Source organism: Cohnella sp. GCM10020058 (assembly GCF_042683485.1).
Classification (GTDB): domain Bacteria; phylum Bacillota; class Bacilli; order Paenibacillales; family Paenibacillaceae; genus Cohnella.
The window spans coordinates 476,558-500,727 of sequence record NZ_JBHUJV010000008.1; the positions used below are offsets into that span (position 1 = coordinate 476,558).

The window sequence follows — 24,170 nt, forward strand, 5'->3', positions numbered from 1 at the left end:
TCTGCCTACCGCCGATTCCGCCAAAATAAGACGCTGCCACATCGTTATTTCTGGCTGTACCGCCTATTCCGCCCAAATAAGACGCTGCCACATCGTTATTCCTCAGCGTACCGCCTATTCCGCCCAAATAAGACGCTGCCACATCGTTATTCCGATCTGTACCGCCGCTCCCGCCGAAATAAGACGCTGCCACATCGTTATCGGAGCGCGAAGTCAGCGGAGAACCAGCCAGAAAACCGGCTAGCGGTGACCGTCAGCCCAAATCTTAACCAATCTCGATCCACAGCAGCGTCCATACGCTTAGGGAGGGCACCTCGACCTCCAGCGTCATCCCGCGCAGGCTGTCCGTCACCCGGTACGCAAGCTGCTGCGGCCGGCCGAGCCGATCGTCCGGCGAGGCTGCGAATACGCCAGCAGGCTCGCGGTCGAGCAGCATGCGCACTGCGATGCCGGAGACGGTGGCGGTTTCTGCCTTACCCTCGTTCCAGTAGTCGTCCGACTGGCTGGACAGGTTGACGAAGCTGACCGTTTTGAACCTTTCGCTTTCCCTGATTATCGTCCATACTTTACCGGCCTCGCCATAGGTGCTGTAGTTTAGCCCGTCGAATACGTACTCCAGGTTATCGCCGTCGGCATGCGTCATGGAGACGTGCGGAGCGAGGCGTCGTACAGCAGTTTCGCGTAGCGGATCTGAAAGTCGCAGTATCGCCTGAGCGCAGCCGCGAAGTCGGCTCCCGCTGGACTGTAGTCCACATAGTAGGCCTGCGTCAGCAGCGATAGCGACTCACCGGCCAGCAGATGATAGGCGCCGAGCGAGGCGATGATCGACGTCAGCAGCAGCCCGCTCCAATAAGCGCGCGCCGGATCGGCTTCCTACGGCAAGGTCGAATCGGGCTGGGCGTTCGCCGGAAACGGGAAAGGGAACGGGAATGAAGACGAGATCGAGCTGCGGGCGGCGATTCCCGCCAACGCCGGCGCATCCATTCTGCTGCGCGGCGCGGATGCGGATCAAGTCAGCTGCAACGGAACCGGCCTTGCGGACGCGGGCTTCAGCGGCGGCGCGCTCGGCGAGGACGATCTGGATGGCTTGCTCAAGCGGTTGAACGCGAGGGAGTCCTGATAACTTCATAGGCGGACGGGGAATGGGCAGCATGCCGGCGCGCTCCACTGCGAGGGCCGCCGGACCGTGCGCTGCGGCTGGAGCGGCTGTCAACTGCCCCAAGCAGCAAGAAAGGTACAGCCCCCTGGCTTCTACAGGGCTGTACCTTTCGCTTCAAGCGCATGATCCAACGATGTTGCTTGCGCTGCCGTCACATTAGCGTACGGCGTTCGCCGCCGCCTCGCGCGCTGCGGGATCCGGGGAGCGGGAGGATCCTCTCGCGATAAACTGCGTGTCCACGAGCACCTTGGAGCCGACGAGCGAGTCGGATTCGATCGCTTCGACGATCATGTCCACCGCGAGGCGGGCCATCCGTTCCTTTTCCACGTGCACGGTCGTCAGCTCGGGAGAGACGATGAGCGCTTCGGAGATATTGTCGAAGCCGACCACGGAGACGTCCTCCGGCACGCGATAGCCCAGCTCGACGAGCGACTTGATCGCGCTGATCGCGATGTAGTCGCATTCGCAGAAAAAGGCCGTCGGCATCGGCATCCGCGATTCCCGGTAAGCGGACAACCGCTTTTTCAGCGCGTCCTGGGAGGAGAGAATCGTGGGGGCCACCGAGAACACATGCGCCGGCGACAGCTCGCGCCCGTTCTCCTGCAGCGCCTGCATGAATCCGGTGCGGCGGTCGTCGAAGTTGCGGATGCGGATATCGGAAGCGATGTAGCCGATGTCGCGGTGACCGAGCCCGCACAGATGCCGGCCGGCCTGATAGGCGCCCATCGCGTTGTTGATCTGGATAAAAGAAATCGGGAGCGTCTCGAAGCAAGTGTCCAGCACGACCAGCGGGGCGTTCAGACGATCGGCGACCTGCTCTAGCATTTCCTTGTTCAAGTTCGTGCCCAGCAAGATGACGCCGTCGGCGCGCTTGTCCTCGGCGATCGCCCGGATGCCTTCGTCGAACGTCGACATGTCCACGGAGGAGAACAGCAGGGAATAGCCGCTCGCGCGGCACCGTTCCTCGATATAGTGGATCAGCTCCCGGAAGAAGGGCTGTTGGTAATATTGCTCCAAGACGATGCCGGAATTCGCGAAGACAAGGAACGTAATCGAGGCGGTCTGCGCTTCGCGGGCCGAGGTTCGCGACTTGGGCCGGTAGCCGTTTTCTCTGGCGATTTGAAGGATACGGTCCCGCGTCTCCGGACCGATGCCTCCTTTCCCGTTGAGCGCCAGCGACACGGCGGCCTTGGATACGCCGGCGAGCCTCGCGATGTCTTCCATCTTCATGAAGAAAATCTCCATTCGTTCCGTTTAGTAAGTTTAGTTTAATGTTAATTGTGTTAATAAGCAAGAGATCGGCTTTTTGTTTAGTTAATTTAGTTCATTATTCCACTAAATTATTAATATTATTTACTTAAAACGCATTGACCAGCGGAAAAACCAGTGATAAATTGAACTCATGCAGTTAAACGACTTTATTATTGTTTAGTTAGTTTACTGAAAGGGAGATCCCACACATGAGCAGATTGAAGCTGGGCTACGCGCCGACCCGACGTTTCGTATTTAGCGCTGAAGACGCTTTCCGCTACAAGGTACTGATCAAGGAAAAAATCGAAAGCTTCGGCCTCGACATCGATATCGTCGATCTGGAAGGGCTCAACCAAGAGGGACTGCTCTACGACGACCATATCAACGCAGACCTGATCGCCGACCGGTTCAAGCAGGAAAAAGTGGACGCCGTGTTCTTCCCGCACTGCAACTTCGGCACGGAGGATACGGTGGCGCGCGTCGGCAAGGCGCTGGGCAAGCCCGTACTGCTGTGGGGTCCCCGCGACGAAGCGCCGCTCGAGGACGGCATGCGCCTGCGCGACACGCAGTGCGGCTTGTTCGCCACCGGCAAGATCCTGCGCCGCTTCAACGTTCCTTTCACCTATGTCACGAACAGCCGGGTGAACGATCCCGTTTTCGAGCGGGGCTTCACGAACTTCGTCGCCGCCGCGAACGTGGTCAGAAAATTCCGCAGCCTGCGCATTCTGCAGATCGGCCCGCGCCCGGCTTCGTTCTGGACGATGATGTGCAACGAAGGGGAGCTGCTGGAGCGGTTCGGCATCGAGATCCATCCGATCACGCTGGTCGACATCCAGCGCGCTTCGCAGAAGATCGAGAAGGGCAGCAGCTCCGAACTGGCGGAAGCCATCGACTATATTAAAGCCAAACTGGACTGGTCCGAAGTGACCGAAGCGGACGTCCGCCGGATCGCCGCCCTGAAGGTTGCGATGAAGCAGTATGCCCTGAACACCGGCAGCACGGCGATCGCGATCCAATGCTGGTCGTCCCTGCAGGACGCGATGGGGATCATGCCTTGCCTGGCCAACGCGATACTGACCGACGAACAGATCCCGGTCACCTGCGAGACCGACATTCACGGCGCGATCACCTCCGTCATGGTTCAAGCGGCGACGTTGAACCAGCACCCGACGTTTTTCGCCGATCTGACCGTCCGCCATCCCGAAAATCCGAACGGCGAGCTGCTTTTCCACTGCGGCAACTTTCCCGTCTCCCTGACCGTCGAAGACAAACCGAAGCTGCGCAAGCACTTCTTGTTCGACGACCATTCGCCGGGCACGCACGAGGGCGAGATCAAGGGCGGCGACATGACGCTGGCGCGCTTCGACGGCGACCATGGCGAGTACCAGCTGTTCCTCGGCAAAGCCCGCGGCATTCAAGGCCCTTATACGCGGGGCTCGTATGTCTGGGTGGAAGTGAACGACTGGCCGCTGTGGGAAGAAAAGCTGGTCAAAGGCCCTTATGTCCATCATTCCGTAGGCATTCATGCGAACGCGATTCCGGCCTTGTACGAGGCATGCAATTATATCCCGGGACTGACCCCGGATGCGGTAGATCCGACCGAACGCGAGATTCAGGCCTGGCTTCGCGGTGCGGGACTGTGATTCAAAGGAGGCACTCATCCATGGAAACGACGGCACTTAAAGCGAAAGCCGCGCAGATCCGCATGGATCTGCTGAAGATGATTCACGGGGCCAAGACGGGGCATACGGGCGGCTCGCTCAGCAATACCGATATTTTGACGGCGCTCTACTACCGCGTCATGAAGATCGATCCCGCGAACCCGAAGTGGGACGGGCGCGACCGGTTCATCGCGAGCAAGGGGCATTCGGTGGAATCCCTCTGGTGCATCCTCGGCGACCTCGGCTTCTTTCCCAAGGAAGAGCTGAAGACGTTCAGCCAGTTCGGCACGCGGCTGATCGGGCATCCCAACAACAAGGTGCCGGGCATCGAAATGAACACGGGCGCGCTGGGCCACGGGCTGGCCATCGGCGTCGGCATGGCGCTCGCGGCGAAGCGGGACGGCAGGGACTATCGGGTGTTCTGCCTGATGGGCGACGGCGAACAGGCGGAAGGCTCCGTGTGGGAAGCCGCGATGGCGGGTCCGCACTACAAGCTGGATAACCTGGTCGCCATCATCGACCGCAACCGGCTTCAGATCAGCGGATCGACCGAGGAAGTGATGGGCCTCGAGCCCCTCGAGGAGAAGTGGGCGGCCTTCGGCTGGAACGTCGTGTCCATCGACGGCAACGACATGGAGCAGCTGGTGCGCGTCTTCGAGGCGGCGCCTGCGATACCCGGCAAGCCTACGCTGGTCATGGCGAACACGGTCAAAGGCAAAGGCGTATCCTTCGCCGAAAACGTGGCGCACTGGCACCACCACGTGCCAAACGACGAGCAGTTGGCCTTGGCGCTCGCCGAGCTGTCCGCTGCGATCGAGAGCTACGAGCAGGAAGGGCTGGTGCGTTAATTATGGCGAATACGATACCGAACCGTCAGGTCATTTGCGATACGCTGCTGGAGCTGGCCAAGGAAGACCGCGACATTATGGTGCTCGCCAGCGACTCGCGAGGCTCGGCCGCCATGGCTCCGTTTGCCAAGGCGTATCCGGACCAATTCGTCGAAGTCGGCATCGCCGAGCAGAACATCGTCGGCATCTCGGCCGGCCTCGCGCACAGCGGCAAAAAGCCGTTCGTGACCTCGCCGGCTTGCTTTCTCAGCATGCGCAGCATCGAACAGATCAAGGTGGACGTCGCTTATTCGGCCACGAACGTGAAGCTGGTCGGCATCAGCGGGGGCGTCAGCTACGGCGCGCTCGGCATGTCGCACCATTCGGTGCAGGATCTGGCCGTTTCGCGGGCGATCCCGGGCCTTGCCGTCATCCTGCCCGCCGACCGGCACGAGACGAAGCGCATGACCGAAGCGCTCGTAAAGCACGAGGGCGGTGCGTACATTCGCATCGGGCGCAATCCGGTCGAAGACGTCTACGAGAACGACGACTACGAATTCGTGATCGGCAAGGCCGTCACCCTGCGCGAAGGCGGCGATCTGACGATCATCGCGGCAGGCGAGACCGTTCGCGTCGCGCTCGACGCCCATGAAGCGCTTAAGGAAGCAGGCGTCTCCTGCCGCGTGATCAACATGCATACGATCAAGCCGCTGGACGAGGAAGCGGTCGTCAAGGCCGCTCTCGAGACGGGACATATCATCACCGTCGAGGAGCACAGCATTCACGGCGGTCTCGGCGCCGCGGTGGCCGAAGTCGTCGTGCAGCACAAGCCCGTGCCGATGCGCATTCTCGGCATCCCGGACGAGCCGGCCATCGCGGGCAAGAGCGCCGAGGTATTCGACCACTACGGCATCAGCGCCGGCAACATCAAAAAGATCGCCCTGGATCTGCTGGGCAGATAAGGACGGCCGTTCATGGAAAAGTATATCCTGGCGGTTGACCAGAGCACGGCGGGCACGAAGGCTTTGCTCGTCGACCGTTCCGGCCGGGTCGTCGCGAAGAGCAGCGCGGAGCACCGGCAAGTGTATCCGAAGCCCGGTTGGGTGGAGCACGATCCGCTCGAGATTTACGACAACGTGAAGCGGACGGTGCGCGAAGCGCTGGAGCTGGCGGGCATCGAGCCCGCCGCTTTGGCCGCGCTCGCCCTCACGAATCAAAGGGAGACGGCCGTCGTCTGGGACCGGGAGACGGGCCATCCCGTATACAACGCGATCGTCTGGCAGTGCCAGCGCACGGCCGACCGGTGCGAGGCGCTGCGAGCCGCCGGACATGAACGGACGGTACGGTCCAAGACCGGACTCATGCTCGATCCGTACTTCTCCGCCGCCAAGTGGGATTGGATACTAACCCATGTTGAAAGCGCTAAACCGCTGCTGGCGCAAGGCCGGCTGCTCGCCGGCACGATCGACAGCTGGCTGATCTGGAAGCTGACCGGCTGGAAAACGCATGCGACCGACTACACCAACGCGAGCCGGACTTCCCTGTTCAATATCCATACGCTGGACTGGGACGACGAGCTGTGCGGACTGTTCGGCGTGCCGCGGGCGTTGCTCCCCGAGGTCAAGTTCTCGGACGAATCGTTCGGCTTCACGGACGACCCGGACCTGTTCCCCGAGAAAATCCCCGTATCCGGCGTCATCGGGGATTCCCAAGGGGCCCTGTTCGGGCAGCTGTGCCTCGAGCCGGGTATGGCGAAGGCGACCTACGGCACGGGAACCTCGGTGCTCATGAACACCGGCGAACGCCCCGTCGTATCGGATAACGGGTTGGTGACGGCCATCGCTTGGGGAAAGAGCGGCCAGGTGACTTATGCGCTTGAAGCCGTCATCCGCAGCTCCGGCGACAGCGTCAAGTGGGTCAGGGACAATCTCGGGCTGTTCGATTCGTTCGAGGAGCTGGACGTCATGCTGAGGCGGACGCCGGACAACGAAGGCGTCTACCTCGTGCCCGCATTCGTCGGGCTGGGCGCCCCCTATTGGGATCCGTACGCAAGGGCCGCGATCGTCGGCATGAGCCGGGCGACCGGCAAGGGCCATATCGTCCGCGCCGCGGTCGAGAGCATCGCGTACCAGGTGCGCGACGCGGCGGAATTAATGGCGAGCGAGACGGGCATCCCGCTCAAGAAGCTCCATGCGGACGGCGGCGCCTCCGGCAACCCGCTGCTCATGCAGTTCCAGGCCGACCTGCTGAATCTGGCCGTGTCGCGGTCCGCGGTCGCGGAGCTGTCGGCGATGGGCGCCGTCTATATGGCGGGCCTGGGCGTCGGTTACTGGGCTTCGCTGGACGAGATCGAGCGGTTCGGGGCGGCCGGACAACCATACGCACCCGTTATGGAAGCGGCCGAACGCGAACGATTATATGCAGGGTGGCAAAAAGCGGCGGGTTCGGTAATAGGCGCCCCTACGAAAACAAGCGCGTTGGAGGAGGTCAAACAAGCATGACATTTACCGAAAAGACCCGCATCGGCATCATCTACAAAAACGAAGCGGCCCGTGCGGTTCTGGCCCGCAGGCTGCCGGACTTGCTTTCCTCGCCGCCCCATATGCTGTCGCTCTTCAAGAGCCTGACGCTGGAAAAGGTGTACGCCTTCCGCCAGGAAGAATTGGGGCAGCCGGATTGGATCGCCGACACACTGGCGGAGCTGGCCGGCGTTGCGTCCGATACCGCCGCCATGGCGGAGCCGGATGCCGAGGTCGCCCCGTCCGCCGGATACGAGCCGGCTGACGTCCCCGAAGCTTCCGCGGCGGTGCAAGCGCCGGACGAGGCCGAGCAGTGGGGCGTCTACGAGATCGAGCTGAAGGGACCGAGCCACGGCAATCCTTTCACGGACGTCGAACTGGCCGCCGAGTTCGCGTTCGGCGACAAAAGCGTCCGCATGGCCGGCTTCTACGATGGAGACGGCGTCTACCGCATCCGCTTCATGCCGGACGCGCAGGGCGCGTGGACGTACCGGACGACCAGCAACGCCCGATCCCTGAACGGCATCGAAGGCGCGTTCCGTGTCTTTCCCCCGTCCGCCGGCAACCATGGCCCGGTCCGCGTGAAGGACACGTATCATTTTGCCTACGAAGACGGCACTTCCTATATCCCGGTCGGCACCACCTGTTATGCATGGACGCACCAGGGAGACGCGTTAGAAGCGCAGACGCTCGAGACGCTCAAAGCTTCCCCGTTCAACAAAATGCGCATGTGCGTGTTTCCGAAATCGTACCTGTTCAACGAGAACGAGCCTGTCTACGATCCGTTCGAGGGCTCCCTGGAGAAGGGCTGGGATTATACGCGGTTCAACCCGGTATTCTTCCGCCATCTGGAGGATCGGATCGCCGATTTGGGCAAGCTGGGCATCGAAGCGGACCTGATCCTTTTCCACGCTTACGACCGCTGGGGCTATTCGGAGATGAACCCGGCGGCCGACGACCGATACCTTCGCTACGTCACGGCCCGCCTGTCCGCTTATCGCAACGTGTGGTGGTCGCTGGCGAACGAGTACGATCTCATGTGGAACAAGGAGCTGGCCGACTGGGAGCGCTTCGCCGAGATCGTCACGTCGAACGACCCCGCGGGACATCTCATTTCCAATCACAACTGCTTCGCCTTTTACGACTACAGCAAGCCATGGGTCACGCATTGCAGCATCCAGCGGGTCGACGTGTACAAGACGTCCGAGGCGACGACCGAATGGCGGGAAAAGTGGAAAAAACCGATCGTCATTGACGAGTGCGCCTACGAAGGCGACATCGACCAGGGCTGGGGCAATATCACCGGCGAAGAGATGACGCGCCGCTTCTGGGAAGGCGCGATCCGCGGAGGATACGTGGGACACGGGGAAACGTACCTTAATCCCGAAGAAGTGCTGTGGTGGTCCAAAGGCGGCAAGCTCACGGGCACGAGTCCCGACCGGATCGCCTTTCTGCGCCGCATAACCGAGGAGAGCCCGGGCGGCGTGCTGAACCCGCTGCCGTCCGATTGGGACGTGCCGTGCGCCGGCGTGAAGGACGAATACTATTTGTACTATTTCGGCTTCAACCAGCCCCGTTATCGGAACTTCAGCCGCAAACCGGGAACGAAGTACGTCGCGGACGTCATCGATACGTGGAACATGACGGTCGAGCGGCTCGAAGGGACGTACGAGGGGGCATTCCGCATCGAGCTGCCGGGCAAGCAGTTCATGGCCGTCAGGCTGACGAAGGCGGAATAGCGCGCCGGAGAGGGGGAGGCCGAGATGGGAAGCATCTACTACACGATTACGGAAATCACGGATTACGGCCCGTTTATTACGAAGCTCGTCCTGCCGATGCGGACCGTGGTGAAGGCGGAAGCGGTCAAGCCGGCCTGCTTTAGCGTTTACGTGGAACGGAAGGACAAACAAGGCGAGGTGCTCCTGCTTCCCAAAAGCTGGACCGAGCCGGAGCTTAAGATACCGAGCAAGGGCTACGGCACGATTCTGGACGCTTATCCTTCCTCGATCGCCGGCATGCGTGCCGAAGAAGGGACGTTCGTGACGCTCGAGATGAAGCACGGCCCGCTCGATCCTTTGGCCGCATCCATCGCGCCATTAAACGGCATGAACGAATATATCGTCAGCGATTACCGGATTGCGCAGATTGCGGAGATCCGTTCGGCAGAAGGCGAATCGCTGTCGGGCTGTGTGTTCGACCGGTGCGCCGGAAATACCGCGAAGCAGGCGGAGCGGTTTCTGCAGGGCATCTCTTCATTTCAAGCGGAACCGCTAAAGTACGGCTACTTCGTGCCGCAGACCGGAAACGGAAAAAGGCCGCTCCTCATCTGGCTGCACGGTGGCGGTGAAGGCGGGACGGATCCGGCCATCGCCTATACGGGCAACAATGTAGTCAACCTGGCCGGCGCTGACATTCAGGCCAAGCTCGGCGGCGCGTTCGTGCTGGTGCCGCAGGCGCCGACCTTCTGGCTGGACGACGGCAGCAGGCAATACGGCCGGACGGGGAAGTCCAGGTACGTTCAGGCGTTAAAAGCGCTGATCGACGAATTCGTCTCCCTCAACGAGGCCGCGATCGACACGGACCGGATTTATATCGGCGGCTGCTCCAACGGCGGATTTATGACAATGCGGATGGTGCTGGATTACCCGGCGTACTTCGCGGCTGCTTTTCCGGTCTGCGAGGCGCTGTACGACGAAGTCATCGGCGACGCGGACATCGAACGGATCAAACACCTGCCGATCTGGCTGACCCATGCCAAGGACGATTCGATCGTGAGGCCGGAAGAGACGGCGGTGCCGACCTACGAGCGCTTGATCAAGGCCGGTGCGAAGGACGTGCATTTCTCGTATTTCGACCGGGTCGTCGATCTCCATGGCCGGTTCGCCGATGAGCGGGGAGAGCCGTTTGTCTATCACGGGCATTTCTCGTGGATCTACGCGCTGAACGACGACTGCCGCCTGGACTACGACGGGCAGCCTGTAGCGGTTAATGGCAGGGAAGTGTCGCTGATGGAATGGCTGGCTTTGCAGAAAAAGTAGTTGATCGACCGACCGGCTTTTCCGGTTGGTCTATTTTTTTCGATCAGGGGCTAATCTTCGCTCAACGTTTGGGAGCGCGCAGCGGGGCGCCTCCTGACGAACTCGCAAAAAACAGCCGACGCCCGAACATTGTCGGTGGATCCGCCCGATTCTATGATAATGCTGAAATGGCGGAAAGGAGATGAAGCGCGAGAAGCCGGAAGTCGACTGTATAAATTGTAAGCGCCTTCAAACTGCGTGACCAACCCTTTGAGGAGGCTTGAATGATGAAAAGAATGACCAAACCGACGGCCGTCGCCCTGTCCTTGGCCCTGCTTGTTCCGGTCGCTTCTGTCGCGGGCAAGGCGGAGGTGGCGAGCGCGGATCCGATCGTAGCCGACAGCACCTGGAGGGCGATCGATACGACGATGGCCGTGGCGCCCGGCAGCGCCCTGGATTTATCGTTTCTGAACGACGCCCCGGCGGGAGACAAGGGCTTCGTTCAGATCGACGCGGACGGCGATTACGTATTCGAGGACGAGCCGACGAAGAAGGTGAAGTTTTACGGCGGCAACCTGAACGGCAGCTACGGCACCGATCCGACCCACGCGGAGATGGTCGTCATCGCCGACCGGCTCGCCGCCATGGGCTACAATGTCGTGCGGTATTCTTCCGTGGACCAGAACTACGACTGGGCCAGAGGGTTGATGGCGAAGCCCACGTCCACGACGGTGACGCTGAACGCGACCAAGCTCGACAACTTCGAGTATTTCAACGCTTTGCTCAAGGCGCGCGGCATTTATATCGACATGGACATCTTGGCGTATGCCGATTTCTCGGGCGTCTCGAGCCTGAATACGTACGGCACGACCGCATCCAAGTATTTGGCGACGCTGATGTCGGACGGGATCGCCATCTGGAAGTCTTTCGCGAGCCAGCTCCTGTCGCACGTGAATCCGTATACCGGCCTCGCGCTGAAGGACGATCCCCAGCTGATGGGTCTTTCGCCGGTGAACGAATCGCTGCTCTACAACGCCAATTTCTCCGACGCCAATTTTAACAACTGGATCAAGACGGACTTCAACGCCTACCTGACCGGCAAAGGGCTGCCGACGGTGTCGACGTTTCCGACGAGCTTCTGGGGGACGCCGCCCGGCGTCAGGGACCTTATGACCGCATACTTTACGGAGAAGCAGTTCGCGGCCAACGGCGACATGAAGTCCTACTTAAAGAACGTTGTAGGCGTCCACGCGCCGATCGGCGGCATCAACTACATTAACGATTCGCTGGCCAACTACTGGCGGACGCAGGCGGACGTTCAGGAGACGCATCTGTACAACGGGCTGGTTAACGGCAGAGGGGTCTTTAGTTATAACCCGCTTACGCATCCGCGCTACAGTACCGTGTTCGATCCTGCGACGGCGGCGAGCTACGTCCCGCAGTACGGTTCGTCCATCATCAAAAATTACATCCCCGCCCTTGCGCTCGGCCAGCTGTACCGGAAGCCCTTCGCGCTGACGGAGTTTAACCAGGAGTTCCCGACCGACGGGCGAGACGAGCTCGGCTTGATCTCATCCGCGTCCGGGGCTTACAACGGCTGGGATATGATGAACCGCTTCGACTTCAGCAGCCGGGTGAACGAGGCCGTCAACGAGACGCCGCTCGGCGGCGCCATCTCCTTCGATTCCGTCTCGGATACGCTGGCGACGATGTCCGAGTATCAGAGCGCGCTGCTGTTCCGCCGGGGACACGTCGCGGAGAGCGATCCGAAATTCGTTATCGTCAGGGATAAAACGTGGGTGGCGACGCATGGCTCCGCGACCGAAAACCAGGATCAGGAACGCAACCGCATGATGATACCGCATTTATTCAAGACGGTGACGGTGTACGCGGACCATCCGGCCGCGCCTTACGCGATCTACAAGATTACGCCCGGCCTGACGCCGGCGGATATCGCGGCGGGGGATATCCCGGGCGCCAACGAGATTACGATTACGAACGCGATGACGATGAAGGAGGTCGCGGAGACGTTCATCGACGCGCTCGACGATACGGGGCTCAAGGCGTCCATGCAGGACGCCCTGGACGACAACCTGCTGGTCTCGGATACGGGCGAGCTCGTGTTCGACCTGAACACGAATACGTACCTGATCAACACGCCGTACGCGGCGGCGGCCGTCGGCACGTTGGACGGCAGCAGCTACGCGCTCGGCGCCGTCACGCTGAAGGGCGATCTGGCGCATGGCACGGTGTCCGCGCTGTCGCTGGACGACGAGCCGCTCGACGAGAGCGGCCGCATCCTGCTCACCTATACGACCGACGCCGCCGGGACCGGCGAATACGAAGAGACGTCCGGCGGCATTACGACGTACCACCAGGGCACACTGCCGACGCTCGTAAAGTACGGCCTGGGCGAGTTCAAGCTCGATACGACGCGCACGCCGTCGGCGTACAAAGCCTACAAGCTCGCGCAGAACGGCGTGCGGCTGGCGGAGGTGCCGGTCACGGTGTCGGGCTCGACGATCACGGTGCCGCTGGAAACCGACAAAGGCTACGCGTTCGAGCTGGCGTACGATCCCGCCACCGGCACGGATCTGACCGCGCCGACGGCGCCTTCCGGCGTCGCGGCCGCGTCCGATACGGCCGCCAAAGTGGAGCTGTCGTGGACCAAGTCCACGGACAACGTCGGCGTGTCCGGCTACAAGGTTTATCGCGACGGTACGCAGATCGCCTCGCTTAACGGCAACGTCACGCATTATACCGATAAGAGCGTCACCGGGCTGACGACGTATCACTATGTCGTGAAGGCGTTCGATCCGTCGGGCAACGTTTCTGCGGGAAGCGGCCCGACCGCCGTCACTACGAGCGATCTGCTGTTCAAGGAACAGTTCGAGAGCGGCACGGCGACGGGCTGGACGGTGGCCAGCTCCTGGGGCAATTATAGCGTCGTCGCGAACGGAGGCTCGTACGCCTATCTAGCCGACAACTTCGACAAAGGCGGCTCCAAGTCTACGGCGGGCGATACGGCCTGGACGAATTACAGCGTGGAGGCCAAGATCAAAGCCGACCAGTGGCAGAGCATTTACGGCAGAATCGGGCTGGTAGCGCGATTTGCGGACAACAACAATTACTATTACGTCTACTACGACAACAATCTGGGGCAGCTGTCGCTCCGCAAGGTCGTGGGCGGCACGGAGAGCATCGTCGCTTCGGCATCGCTGACGCTGAGCACGGGCACGCAGCATCTGTTCAAGCTCGAGCTGAACGGAACGGCGATCAAGGCTTACGTCAACGGGACGCTCAAGATCAACACGACGGATTCATCCCTGGCAAGCGGGAAAATCGGCGTGTACACGCATGTCGCCCAGGCGTATTTCGACGATGTCGCCGTGAAGCAGGTCATTTAGACCGCAAGACCCGTAACCTTACAAAATCGCAAAAACGACAGACAAGGCAGCATTGGCGTTCGACGGTCCGCGCTTTAATATGAAGGTCAAGCAATCGACTCGCCGGGCGGCTCGCGACTCGCCGCCCGGCGGTTCATTGGAACCTTGGAGGTGCATCAGGCATGCAGACTTCGCAAGCCGAAACGCCGGCGCCGGCGGACAAAAAGAGCAAAGCCAAACGACCGATCATCGACTGCGACATTCACCAGATCTCGGGCTTAGAGGAGATCAAGCCGTATCTGCCGCGTCATTACCGGGAGCTGGTCGAGGCGTACGGACCCGCGTATCCCGGCGGCATGCATTTTAACGGCGGGGTCGGCGGACGGATGGCCGACGCCTATCCGGAGGAAGGCGGCCGCGCAGGCAGCGATCTGGCGCTCATGCAGCGGCAGCAGCTGGACCGCTACAACGTCGCGTACGGCATTTTGACCGGAGAAGGCTACGGCATTCAGGCGACGATCAACTACGATTACGCGGCTGCGACCTGCAGCGCGATCAACGACTATACGATCGAGCATTGGCTGACGCGGGACAGCCGGCTGCGGGGCTCGGTCATGATCCCGAAGCAGGAGCCGCGGCTCGCCGCGAAGGAGATCGACCGCGTCGGCGGCAGAGCCGACATGGTGCAGGTCATCGTCTGCAACGGCGCGACGCTGCCGTACGGGAACCGCTTTTACGATCCGATCTACGAAGCGTGCGTGCGCCATAACCTGCCGTTCACGATCCACGTCGGCTTGGAGGGAGAGGGCATCAACAGCCCGCCGACGGGAGCCGGGTACGTGACGAACTACATCGAGACGCGCTGCGCGCGGCCGTCGACGATGGCGGCGCATCTGGCCAGCTTTATTTTCGAAGGCGTGTTCGAGCGCTTCCCGACGCTGAAGGTCGTCTTGCAGGAAGCGGGCGTCCTCTGGCTTGCGCCCTTGCTGTGGAAGATGGACCAGGAGTGGAAGGGCCTGCGCGTGCAGACGCCGTGGGTTCGCAAGAAGCCGAGCGAATACTTCCGCGAGCATGTCCGCGTCACGACGCAGCCGATCGACGAGACGCCAAGCCGCGCTTTGTTCGATTCCTTGCTGGACAGCATCCACGCCAAGGATACGCTCATGTACTGTAGCGATTATCCGCACTGGGACTACGATTCGCCCAAGCAGGCGCTGCCCAAGCTGGCCGACGATCTGGCGGACCGGATCTACTACGACAACGCCGCCGAGCTGTACGGGTTGCCGCAGAGAGAGACGGAGGAGGAAGGATGAGCGCGACGGAGCAGCAGCGCCCCGATCCGCGACCGTCCTCAGCCGAGCCGAGGCGGCAAGCCGGTCCGTCAGACAAGCGGTTCCGCGCCGCGCGCGTGTCGGAGATCCCGCCCGGCGCGCGCAAGATCGTGGAGGTCGAAGGGCGCAGCATCGGCGTCTACAATATCCAGGGCACCTTTCACGCGCTGCGCAACGTTTGTCCCCATCAGGGAGCGGAGCTCTGCAAGGGGCTCGTGACCGCGGCCGTCGTATCCTCCGGGCCCGGCGACTTCACCTTCGAGCGGGAAGGGGAGATCGTGCGCTGCCCTTGGCATCAGTGGGAGTTCGACATCAAGACGGGCTGCATGATCGTCGACGGGAAGATGCGAACCAAGTCCTACGAAGTTACCGTGGAGAAATTCGGCGTGTCGGTCGAGGAAGACTACGTGATGATTCATCTATAGCGGTACGAAAAGATAAAAAACCTCTCCTGGCGATGAGGTTTTTTATGCTGAGTCCCCGATTGACAGCGTTTGGAAAGCGCTTGCTATAATAGGGGGAATCATGCCGAAAGGGGCCGGGTTATGCAGGAGTCCGCCAACGAGTGGTTCGAATCGCAGCTGTTTATCCCCGACGCCTTCGCCTGCAAAGGGGGCGTATGGCCGCTCCGCATCGGCAGGAACGTGGCCAAGCCGACCTATCGGACGGGGCTCATGATTCTCGAATACTACAACATGCACTTCGTCACGGAAGGCAAGGTTGAATTCGAGCACGGCGGAGAGCGGGTCGTGCTGTCCAGAGGCGACGCATTCGGCATGTTTCCCGGAGATACGTACCGTTACCGCTTGGCGCCGGGACATCCGGAGCTGCAAATGATCTGGGTATCCATGGACGGCTCGCATGTCCCCGGGCTGTTCGAGCGCGCGGGCTTCAGCCGGCAGCAGCCCTTCCTGACGGGTGTGCTGGGCAAGGAGCTCGAATCCGCGCTGCGGCTGCTCTTTCATCCCCGAAAATACGATTTGAAACGGCATCTCGAGCTGTGCGCCATTTTGTACCAGGTGTTCGCGCTCCTGGTTCCGTCAAGCGAGGCCGAGCGGACGCGTCAGGGCATCGACAGCTGGATCGCCCGCAGCGTCGCCTATATGGATACCCATTATACGGAGAAAATTACCGTTCACGACGTGGCGGACTACTTGTCCCTCCACCGCGCCTATTTCTCCAAGCTCTTCACGGAGCGGATGGGGACCTCCCCCGTGCATTATTTGCAAAAGCTGCGCATGGACAAGGCGGCCGACCTGCTAAGCGCTGGCTACGCCATCGTGGAGATCGCCGCCATGCTCGGCTACTCGGACGCCTATGCGTTTACGCACGCGTTCAGCAAATTTTACGGCATGCCGCCCGGTCACTGGCGGAAGGCGAGGCGCGGCGGAGCCAATGCCGCCGCCGGGACGGAGGCGACGGATTGAAAAAGACGCAAGGACTGCAGTTTAAACTATCGCTCACCTTTATCCTCATCCTGATCCCGCTCGTGGTCGTCAGCCTGTTCGCGAACAACTACTCGCAGCGGATCATGAACGAGCAGATCCGCGAGCGAACGAAGGGCGCCCTGCAGACCACGCTCGCCTACATGGACCAGATGGCGAGCAACATGGATCAGCAGACGCTGCTTATCAGCTCCAACCCGAGCATCGTCAACATCTGGCGGGACAAGCGGGACCCGTTCACCCCGGACAATCTGTACGACGTCCACACCGTGCAGCAGCAGCTGAATTCCCTGACCAACATCAACGGCTCGATCAAAGAGGCCTATATCCTGCACGGAGAGAGCGGCAACGGCGTCTCGACGACGCTCGGCGGCATCCGCTGGCCGCGGGTCAAGGAGGAAGCCTGGTTCCAGCAGGCGGTGCACGGCGTCGGGGCGCTGCTGCTGTACGTTCCCGGTTCCGGGAGCGGCGAGGGGACCAATCGATACCTTCAGGACGACAGTCTCTATTACATTCGGCTGCTCGACGTGCTGAGCGAATCGCCCGAGCCCAACGTGCTCATCTTCGCCGTCCGCAAATCGGCGCTGCAGGACATCATTCAGCATTTGCAAACGTCTGCGGACATGAATATCACCCTGTTCTACGGCGACAAGCCGATTCTGGAGACGAACCCCGAGGCGGAGCGCGCCCGCGGACAAGACCTGTTCACGATCCGGGAGTCCGGCGGCGCCTGGTCCATTCAGCTGGAGCAGCCGAAGGCGGAGATTTTCAAGCTGTCGCACCGGCTGCAGCTGTTCACCTACTTGACGATTCTGCTCAGCATCCTGCTCGCCATGTGGATCGCATGGCTCGTCTATATCCAGATTCTAAGGCCGCTCTATCAATTGTCCGGCGCGTTCAAGCTGGTCAAGAACGGCAATTTGACGCATCAGATCAAGCACGACCGCCGGGACGAGCTCGGGCATGTCATGGACGGGTTCAACCAGATGGCGGCCGCCCAGCGGATCATGATCGAGGAGAATTACGAGAAGGAGCTGCGTATCGCGAAGTCGGAGTTCAATCTGCTGCAGTCCCAGATCAATCCGCACTTTTTGTACAATACGCTCGACTCCATCTATTCCGTCGCCGTCAAGCACGGCATGCGGGAGATCAGCGACATGGTACTGAACCTGGCCAAATTTTTCAGGGTCAGTCTCGGCAAGGGCAGGCAGGACTTCACGCTTGCGGAGACGGCGGAGCATTTGATGTATTACATTCGCGTTCAGCAGATGCGCACGGCGCATTTTACAGCGGATATCGAGCTTGCGGAAGACACGAAGGACATTCCGATGCTGAAGCTGCTGCTGCAGCCGATCGTCGAGAACGCGATTATCCACGGGATCGAAAAGGATGCGATGGACGGCGAGCTGCGCATCCGGTCTGGACTGGACCGGCGCGGTCTTATCGTCGAAGTGGCGGATACCGGCGCCGGCATGCCGCCGTCCAGGCTGGAGGAGATTCGCCGGGAGCTTGGCGCAATCACGAGCAAGCTGTACCGGCTGCCGCAGGACAGTCCGTCGAGCCGGTTTTTCGGGCTCAAGAACGTCAAGTCCCGGCTCAAGCTTTATTACGGCGAGGCGGCCGATCTGCTCGTGGAGAGCGAGGAATATGTCGGTACGAAGGTAACGTTAATCATTCCGATCCGGACGGAGGAGCGCGCATGAACTTGCTGATCGTCGAAGACGAGTACCGCGTCCGGGAGCGGATCGCGCTGGGCATCCCGTGGGAGGCGCACGGCATCGAGGTGGCCGGGGCGGTGGAGAACGGCAGGGAAGCGATCGCCGCGATGCGCGAGGCGCATATCGATATCGTCGTTACGGACATCCATATGCCCGACATCGACGGACTGGAGCTGGCCAAGCTGCTGAAGCGCGATTATGCGCACGCGAAGGTCATCATTTTGACGGGCTACGATCAGTTCGAATACGCGAGAGAGAGCATCGACCAGGGCGTGTTCAAATATTTGGTGAAGCCTGCGGAGAACGAGCTGATCCTGGACACCGTCCTCAAGGCCAAGCAGCTGCGCGAGCAGGAGCTGTACGACCACCACAACCTGTCGCAGCTCGAACGCCGGTGGAAGGAGCATCTGCCCCGCTTGAGGGAGCTGTTCTACAAAAACTGGCTGAACGGCCGCTACTCCGGATGGGAGCTAGCCAAACGCAGTGAGGAGATCGGCTTTGCCCTGCAAGGAAAAATGCTGTTGTCCGCCGTCGTGGACATGGACCCGACCGCGGGCGACGACGCCCGGTTCCCGTCGGACGAGCGCGCCTTGCTGCAGTTTGCTTTATTTAATATCGCAAAGGATGTGTTGGCGGATGCCGAGGAGGAAGCGTTCGAGGCCATCGCGCTGCAGGACGACGACGGCTTGACGGCGGTCATCTTTATCGCCTCGTCCGCGGCCGGCGGAGAAGCGCTTCGCCAGCTTGCGGATCAGCGGCTCGGGAAGCTGCTCGGCACGGTGAAGGATTGTCTGAAGCTGACGGCGAGTGTGGGTATCGGTGCCGAGGTGACCGATCCCGCATTGCTGCCGGTCGCGTACAAGCAGTGCCGCATGGCGCTGCAGGAGCGGATCGTGCTGGGTCGCGAGACGATCATCCGCTACCGGCACGACGTCCCGGCCGACGCGTCCTGGCTGAACTTGAACGACGTGGAGAAAGAAATCGAGATCGCGATCGAAACCGGCAGCGAAGGCAAACGGTCCGAGCTGATCGCCGCGCTCATGGAGCGGGGCTTTTCGCCCGGCCGCCAGATCGCGGATGCCAAGGAAATGCTGCTGCGGATCACGGCGCTGCTCACCCGGATCGTCCATGCGCACGGCTGGAGCCTGCGGGAGACGCTTGGCGCGGACTATGCGGACTTCATGAACTTCAACCAACTGCTGACGAAGGAGCAATTGATGACCTGGCTGGAGCGGATGATGGCGCGCATCAGCCGTTCCGTCGCGGAGCGGCGCCGATCCGGCACGCATGTCACCGTCGGAGAGATCATGGCCTACGTCGAGGCGCATCTGGGCGAGGAGGAGCTCAGCCTCTATACCGTCGCGGCCAAGCTGTATATCAATTATTCGTATGCGAGTCGGATCATCAAGGAAGTGACGGGCAGCTCCTTCTCGGAGAGCGTGCTGCGCCTGCGGATGGAGAAGGCAAAGGCGCTGCTCGCGGGAGGCGCGAAGGTGTACGAGGCGGCGGAGCAAGTCGGCTATAAGCACGTTAATTATTTCTCCAAGAGCTTCCAGAAGTACTGGGGGATTAAGCCGAGCGACCTGCAAGCTTAAGGACGTAAGGCAGCGGCATTCGACGAATCCGGTCGGATGCCGTTTTTTGCGAACAACCGCAAATATGTTGCGTTTAAAGTAAAACCATTCGTCTACTGCAGCGAACGGGCCCGCGCTATAGTTGATGCAGGGACCCAAACGGCTGACGAAGGAGACGAACATGGCGAAAACGAATACGGGACTGCCGCGTCCCGACTTGGCGGCGACGGGCGGTCCGCTGAGGGCGATTCGCAAGCACTGGGATTTGTACTTGATGGCGCTGCCCGCGATCGCGTTGATCGTGATTTTTAAATATTTGCCGATGTACGGCGTCATTATCGCGTTCAAGGACTACAACCCGATGCAAGGGATGCTGGAAAGCGAGTGGGTCGGATTCCGGTTTTTCCGCGAGCTGTTTCTGTTCGACGAGTTCCCCCAGGTGGTGCGGAACACGGTGGCGATCAGCCTGATGAAGCTGGCCTTTGGCTTCCCGGTACCGATTATTCTGGCGCTGCTGCTTAACGAAATGAAATATATCCGGCTCAAGCGGACGATCCAGACGATGACGTATTTGCCCCACTTCATCTCATGGGTCATTATTGGCGGCATCGCGATCGACCTGCTGTCCCCGAGCAGCGGGATGGTCAACAAAGCCATCGAGCTTATGGGCTTCAAGCCGATCTTTTTCCTCACCGAGGAAGGCTGGTTCCGCTGGATCCTGATCGCGTCGGACATCTGGAAGGAGGCGGGCTGGGGCGCGATCATCTTCCTGGCCGCGCTCATCGGGATCAACGACGAGCTCTATCAAGCCGCTACCGTGGACGGGGCGAACCGCTGGCGGCAGATCTGGCATATCTCGGTGCCGGGCTTGCGCGCGACGATTATCGTGATCCTGCTGCTGCGGATCGGCAACATTTTGGACGCCGGCTTCGAGCAGGTGCTGGTCATGTACAATCCGACCGTCTACGACGTATCCGACATTATCGACACGTACGTGTTCCGCGTCGGGCTCGGCACCATGCAATTCAGCCTGACGGCGGCTGCGGGGTTGTTCAAGTCGATCATCGGCTGCATCCTGCTGGTGCTTGCCAACACGCTGGCGAGGCGGATGGGCGAAGAGGGGGTGTACTGACCGTGCAAACGCAAAAGCTTGGCGTCAAAGCCGTCCGGGGCGATTCGGTTTTTCAGCTTCTGAACGCGGCGGCGTTATCGTTGATCTCCGTTTCCATGCTGCTGCCGTTCATTCATATCGCGGCGAAGTCGCTGAGCGATCAATCCCACGTCGTCGCGAAGGACGTGTGGCTATGGCCGAAGGGGCTTAACTTTTCCTCGTACGACTTCGTGCTCTCGTACAAGCAGTTTTACGTGTCGTTCGGCAACTCGTTGTTCATTACCGTCGTCGGCACGTTGATCAGCATGGCGGTCACGCTGCTTGCGGCGTACCCGCTCGCCAGAAACGGTTTGCCGTACAGAAGGTTTATGATGCTAATCTTCGTCATCACGATGTTTTTCAGCGGCGGTCTCATTCCGACCTACCTGATCGTGAAGGACGTCGGCCTGCTGAACAGCCTGTGGTCGGTCATTCTGCCTGGCGCGCTGGCGCCGTTCAACCTGATCCTGATCCGCAATTTTTTCAGCGGGCTGCCGGAAGCGATGGAGGAGTCGGCGCGCATGGACGGCGCTTCCAGCCTGCGGATTCTGGCCCAAATCTACGTGCCGCTGTCCATGCCGGCCATCGCGACGATCTCGATGTTCTACGCCGTCGGCTATTGGAACAGCTTCTTCCAGGCGATGATGTACCTCACGGACAGGAGTCTGATGCCGCTGCAAGTGTTCCTGCTGCAGCTGGTGTCGAACGACAAGCCCGCCGACATGGTCGTCAACGACGTCCTGAGCGGCGTGACGCCGGAGTCGATGCGCGCCGCGGCGATCATATGCGTCGTCCTGCCGATCTTATGCGTGTACCCGTTCATCCAGCGTTATTTTGTCAAAGGAATCATGCTCGGCGCGGTGAAAGGGTAGAGAAGCTTGCTTTTCCGGCCAGCATGCAGCAGTCGCAAGTCTAGAGTGTAGATATTCCATTTACGGGAGGCTCGCGCAAGCATGTTGAAGACAAAGAAAAGAACGAAAAGAACGGCCGTCGGCATCGGCGTCATGGCGTTTATGCTGCTCGCGGCAGGATGCGGCGGGAACGATAATGGCAACAAAACCGCGGACAAGACGGAGGGACAGTCTACTTCCGCGGCAACGGCGAGCGACAAGGGAGACGCCAAAAGCACGGAGCAAGCGAAGGCGCTCAAGGACTTGAAGATCACCCGCCTCTATCACGGGGCGATGGAGACGTTCAAGGGCGCCGACACGATTAACAGCAACAGGCTGATCGACAAACTGCGGGAGGAATCCGGCTTCAATATCCAATACGAAGCGCTCCCGCTCGAGAATCCGTCTCAAAAAATCTCGATCATCTTCGCTTCCGGCGACGTGCCCGATATTATGACGATCGCCGGCAAATCCGACTACTTCAAGCTGGCCAAGCAGGGCGCGCTTGAACCGCTCGACGATCTGATCGCCAAGGAGATGCCCAACGTCTCCAACATGGCCGGCCAGGAAGCGCTGAACGCCGTCAAGTTCGACGGCAAGATCTACGCAATCCCGTATCGGCAGGCGCAGAAGGTGGGCAACGGCCTGCTGGCGCGTACGGACGTCTTGAAGGAGCTGGGCCTCAAGGAGCCGGGGACGCTCGACGAGTTCTACGAGACGATGAAGACGATCAAGGAGAAGAAAAACATCGCGCCGCTGTCGATCGCGACGTCCAATACGGGCTACTTCTTCGACGGCTTCACGCCTTTCGCCGCAGCCTTCGGCGTGGCCACGCCGACGAAGATCAAGGACGGCAAGCTGGTGTTCTCGTGGGTGCAGCCGGAGTACAAGGCATTTTTGGAGACGATGAAAAAATGGTACGACGAAGGCCTGCTCGACCAGGAATTCGCGATCAAGAAAGGCACGCAGGACACGCTTATCAACGGCACGGCCGTCTTTACCCCGATGTACTGGGGGAGCGTGCCCGAGATCGACAATGCTTTGAAAGACAAGAACGAAGGCGGAACCGTCGGCTTCATCGCGCCGCCGGTCGGCAAGAACGGGGAGTCGGGCCTGCAGGACAGCTCGATCTCCACAACCTACATCATTATTCCGAAGCAGGCTAAAAATAAGCTCGGCGCCGCGCAGTATCTGAATTTCCTGTACACGCCGGAGACCGACGAGCTCGTCAACTACGGTATCGAAGGCACCGACTATACGAAGAAGGACGGCGTCATCACGCAAACGCCGGAGCAAAGCGCCAACATCCCATGGCGTTCGATCTACCCGCTCGGCGACACGGACGCCGGGTTCGCGGCGCGGCTGAAGGCCAAGGGACTGCTGCCGTACTACGAGCCGCTGCTCCAATACAAGAAGCTGCGCGAGGAAACGAACTACGCGCCGTCCGTCGAAGCGTACGACGCCAAGTTCACGGAGCTGCGCAACTACATGGAGGAGAATTCCATGAAGTTCATCATGGGCAAGCGCAGCTTGTCGGAGTTCGACAGCTACGTGAAGGACTTCAACGCCAAGGGCGGGCAGGACGCGATCGACGCGATGAACGAGTGGTTCGCGAGCAAGTAAATACGAAGACGAAGCAGGCAAGCGCCGCGCAGCCGACCGATTAGGTCGGCTGCTTTTTTTAATTACCGGGGAGTCTGCGCTTCTCTGATGTTCGGCGGGTCAAAAAAACTGCATCTGTACATGAATTTTCTGCCGACCAACGGCACGTGATGAAATACCTGCGAATGTGCAGGCATTTTCAAAGTGAAGGGCGGAAATCGGATTTGTGGAGGGGAATACATGTATATTTGCATCTTTTCCTCTCTAAAGGGTGGATACGGGCGAAAAAAGATGTATATTTGCAGGCTTTATGGCGATGGCGATGGCGATGGCGATGGCGATGGCGATGGCGATGGTGATGGTGATGGTGATGGCGATGGCGATGGCGATGGCGATGGCGATGGTGATGGCGGTGGCGATGGCGATGGCGATGGTGATGGCGGTGGCGATAGCGACGGCGATGGTGATGGTGATGGTGATGGTGATGGCGGTGGCGATGGCGATAGCGATGGCGATACGGCGAAGGAACGTAGCATGCGGGCCAAGCGCCGCGGCACCTCGCGCGGGGAGCTGCAAGCCGATGGCCGCCGCTCGCCCGCGCGCTTGACGAAGCATGCTATAGTGGGGGGGAGATCGGCGC

Annotated in this window: 20 protein-coding genes; 15 read left to right on the forward strand and 5 right to left on the reverse strand. The window is 60.5% G+C overall.

Features of this window, described 5'->3' with window-relative positions:
• Positions 1-265: 265 nt before the first annotated feature.
• The 4 genes from ACFSR7_RS14485 to ACFSR7_RS14500 all read right to left on the reverse strand — a co-directional run bounded on the left by ACFSR7_RS14485 (position 266) and on the right by ACFSR7_RS14500 (position 2,389).
• Complete coding sequence (locus ACFSR7_RS14485; protein WP_378162628.1) at positions 266-643, reverse strand: glycoside hydrolase family 66 protein; 378 nt, start codon at positions 641-643, stop codon at positions 266-268.
• Positions 640-840, reverse strand: a complete 201-nt coding sequence (locus ACFSR7_RS14490; protein WP_378163058.1) for a glycoside hydrolase family 66 protein — start codon at positions 838-840, stop codon at positions 640-642. The genes ACFSR7_RS14485 and ACFSR7_RS14490 overlap by 4 nt, the downstream gene beginning before the upstream one ends.
• Positions 785-1,153 carry a hypothetical protein gene (locus tag ACFSR7_RS14495; protein ID WP_378162630.1) on the reverse strand — a complete coding sequence of 123 codons (369 nt, stop codon included), beginning with the start codon at positions 1,151-1,153 and terminating at the stop codon, positions 785-787. The genes ACFSR7_RS14490 and ACFSR7_RS14495 overlap by 56 nt, the downstream gene beginning before the upstream one ends.
• A gap of 162 nt (positions 1,154-1,315) precedes the next feature.
• Positions 1,316-2,389: a LacI family DNA-binding transcriptional regulator gene (locus ACFSR7_RS14500; RefSeq protein ID WP_378162632.1), complete on the reverse strand. Its 1,074-nt coding sequence runs from the start codon at positions 2,387-2,389 to the stop codon at positions 1,316-1,318.
• Between the two features lie 230 nt (positions 2,390-2,619).
• On the opposite strand from ACFSR7_RS14500, the gene ACFSR7_RS14505 reads away from it, so the two are divergent.
• From ACFSR7_RS14505 to ACFSR7_RS14575, 15 genes are all read left to right on the forward strand, one after another.
• Positions 2,620-4,053: an L-fucose/L-arabinose isomerase family protein gene (locus ACFSR7_RS14505; RefSeq protein ID WP_378162633.1), complete on the forward strand. Its 1,434-nt coding sequence runs from the start codon at positions 2,620-2,622 to the stop codon at positions 4,051-4,053.
• Between the two features lie 20 nt (positions 4,054-4,073).
• Positions 4,074-4,919, forward strand: coding sequence for a transketolase (locus tag ACFSR7_RS14510; RefSeq protein WP_378162635.1), 846 nt, complete (start codon positions 4,074-4,076; stop codon positions 4,917-4,919).
• Positions 4,920-4,921: 2 nt separating this feature from the next.
• Positions 4,922-5,860 (forward strand): transketolase family protein, encoded by a 939-nt coding sequence (locus ACFSR7_RS14515; RefSeq protein ID WP_378162636.1) that lies wholly within the window; start codon positions 4,922-4,924, stop codon positions 5,858-5,860.
• Positions 5,861-5,872: 12 nt separating this feature from the next.
• Positions 5,873-7,399 carry a glycerol kinase GlpK gene (gene glpK, locus ACFSR7_RS14520; protein WP_378162638.1) on the forward strand — a complete coding sequence of 509 codons (1,527 nt, stop codon included), beginning with the start codon at positions 5,873-5,875 and terminating at the stop codon, positions 7,397-7,399.
• Entirely contained in the window at positions 7,396-9,156 is a 1,761-nt protein-coding gene (locus ACFSR7_RS14525; RefSeq protein ID WP_378162640.1) for a DUF5605 domain-containing protein, read from the forward strand. The genes glpK and ACFSR7_RS14525 overlap by 4 nt, the downstream gene beginning before the upstream one ends.
• Positions 9,157-9,180: 24 nt before the next feature.
• Positions 9,181-10,455: a prolyl oligopeptidase family serine peptidase gene (locus ACFSR7_RS14530; RefSeq protein WP_378162642.1), complete on the forward strand. Its 1,275-nt coding sequence runs from the start codon at positions 9,181-9,183 to the stop codon at positions 10,453-10,455.
• A gap of 266 nt (positions 10,456-10,721) precedes the next feature.
• The gene (locus ACFSR7_RS14535) at positions 10,722-13,841 is read left to right on the forward strand and encodes a fibronectin type III domain-containing protein (protein WP_378162644.1); all 3,120 of its coding nucleotides are present in this window, start codon (positions 10,722-10,724) and stop codon (positions 13,839-13,841) included.
• Positions 13,842-14,002: 161 nt separating this feature from the next.
• The gene (locus ACFSR7_RS14540; RefSeq protein ID WP_378162646.1) at positions 14,003-15,133 is read left to right on the forward strand and encodes an amidohydrolase family protein; all 1,131 of its coding nucleotides are present in this window, start codon (positions 14,003-14,005) and stop codon (positions 15,131-15,133) included.
• Positions 15,130-15,576, forward strand: coding sequence for a Rieske (2Fe-2S) protein (locus ACFSR7_RS14545; protein ID WP_378162648.1), 447 nt, complete (start codon positions 15,130-15,132; stop codon positions 15,574-15,576). Before ACFSR7_RS14540 ends, ACFSR7_RS14545 begins: the two co-directional genes overlap by 4 nt.
• Before the next feature lie 120 nt (positions 15,577-15,696).
• Positions 15,697-16,578, forward strand: coding sequence for a helix-turn-helix domain-containing protein (locus ACFSR7_RS14550; protein WP_378162650.1), 882 nt, complete (start codon positions 15,697-15,699; stop codon positions 16,576-16,578).
• A complete protein-coding gene (locus tag ACFSR7_RS14555; protein WP_378162652.1) occupies positions 16,575-18,299 on the forward strand; it encodes a cache domain-containing sensor histidine kinase in 1,725 nt (574 codons plus the stop codon). The genes ACFSR7_RS14550 and ACFSR7_RS14555 overlap by 4 nt, the downstream gene beginning before the upstream one ends.
• Positions 18,296-19,909, forward strand: a complete 1,614-nt coding sequence (locus ACFSR7_RS14560; RefSeq protein ID WP_378162654.1) for a response regulator — start codon at positions 18,296-18,298, stop codon at positions 19,907-19,909. The genes ACFSR7_RS14555 and ACFSR7_RS14560 overlap by 4 nt, the downstream gene beginning before the upstream one ends.
• 160 nt (positions 19,910-20,069) lie before the next feature.
• On the forward strand, positions 20,070-21,020 hold the full coding sequence (locus tag ACFSR7_RS14565; RefSeq protein ID WP_378162656.1) for an ABC transporter permease: 951 nt from the start codon (positions 20,070-20,072) through the stop codon (positions 21,018-21,020).
• 2 nt (positions 21,021-21,022) lie between these two features.
• Positions 21,023-21,910, forward strand: a complete 888-nt coding sequence (locus tag ACFSR7_RS14570; RefSeq protein WP_378162658.1) for a carbohydrate ABC transporter permease — start codon at positions 21,023-21,025, stop codon at positions 21,908-21,910.
• An 81-nt stretch (positions 21,911-21,991) separates the two neighbouring features.
• Complete coding sequence (locus tag ACFSR7_RS14575; RefSeq protein ID WP_378162660.1) at positions 21,992-23,551, forward strand: extracellular solute-binding protein; 1,560 nt, start codon at positions 21,992-21,994, stop codon at positions 23,549-23,551.
• A 243-nt stretch (positions 23,552-23,794) separates the two neighbouring features.
• Here ACFSR7_RS14575 and ACFSR7_RS14580 read toward each other — a convergent pair whose 3' ends face one another.
• A complete protein-coding gene (locus ACFSR7_RS14580; RefSeq protein WP_378162662.1) occupies positions 23,795-24,106 on the reverse strand; it encodes a hypothetical protein in 312 nt (103 codons plus the stop codon).
• Positions 24,107-24,170 lie beyond the last annotated feature (64 nt).